Source organism: Actinomyces sp. S4-C9 (assembly GCF_000758775.1).
Taxonomy (GTDB): domain Bacteria; phylum Actinomycetota; class Actinomycetes; order Actinomycetales; family Actinomycetaceae; genus Gleimia; species Gleimia europaea.
Genome location: NZ_JRMU01000030.1, coordinates 1 through 701 on the forward strand (window position 1 = coordinate 1; position 701 = coordinate 701).

At 39.4% G+C, this 701-nt stretch carries 1 protein-coding gene; it reads right to left on the reverse strand.

The features are described 5' to 3' along the window. Positions 1-387, reverse strand: a 387-nt coding sequence (locus HMPREF1628_RS08945; RefSeq protein ID WP_084703348.1) for a hypothetical protein, incomplete at its 3' end; no start/stop codon positions are given. Positions 388-701: the final 314 nt, after the last annotated feature.

Genomic DNA, 701 nt, shown 5'->3' on the forward strand with positions numbered 1-701 from the left:
CTGTTCTATATGCTGCCACTCCTCAATTGGATTAGTCTCATCCTTCAATGCTATCATTTCCTTTGATATTGGATCATATGCATAGTACCGAGAAACTAGTGCGAAGTAGTGATCAGGTATTGCTGTTATCTGATGAGTATACGTTGTCCTGGCCACGGCAGAAGCACGCTTATCGCTCCAATTTCCCACAACATTAGTCAACTCCGTTAGGCCCTTCATTGAAAGAAATGAGGTCATCAAATGTCTTCCAATGTGAGATTTTGGGCCATTTTTTATAGCAAAGATTGAATAAGGCGCATTTTTCTTCAAAGCTTTATTGTACGATCTGACTAAGTTATCTTTTAATAATTGGTATTCCTGTTTATTGCTTGAAGAATTGCCGGTCAATTCCCCGAGGAATTATTCGATAAAGATAAGCTTACATTATGAAGAGCAGCATATTACAGCCGTATGGGTCTACTTGACAGTAAAATTTGAAGAGCATTGGAAGCCTGTTGATGTAGAGGTCGAGTTTAGATGCAAGTTCAAGGAGCGAAAGGTGGATGGGTAGGTTATATAGGGATATAGCACAGAGATATATAGCAAAGAGATACTTTTGAGCAATGTTTGTGGAAGCGGTATTCGCAATATTTTAGTAGCTCGTTACAGTCCGGTGCGTTTTTGGTTTTTTGAAAGTGCGTCTTCAGAGCGCTTTTGGTTTT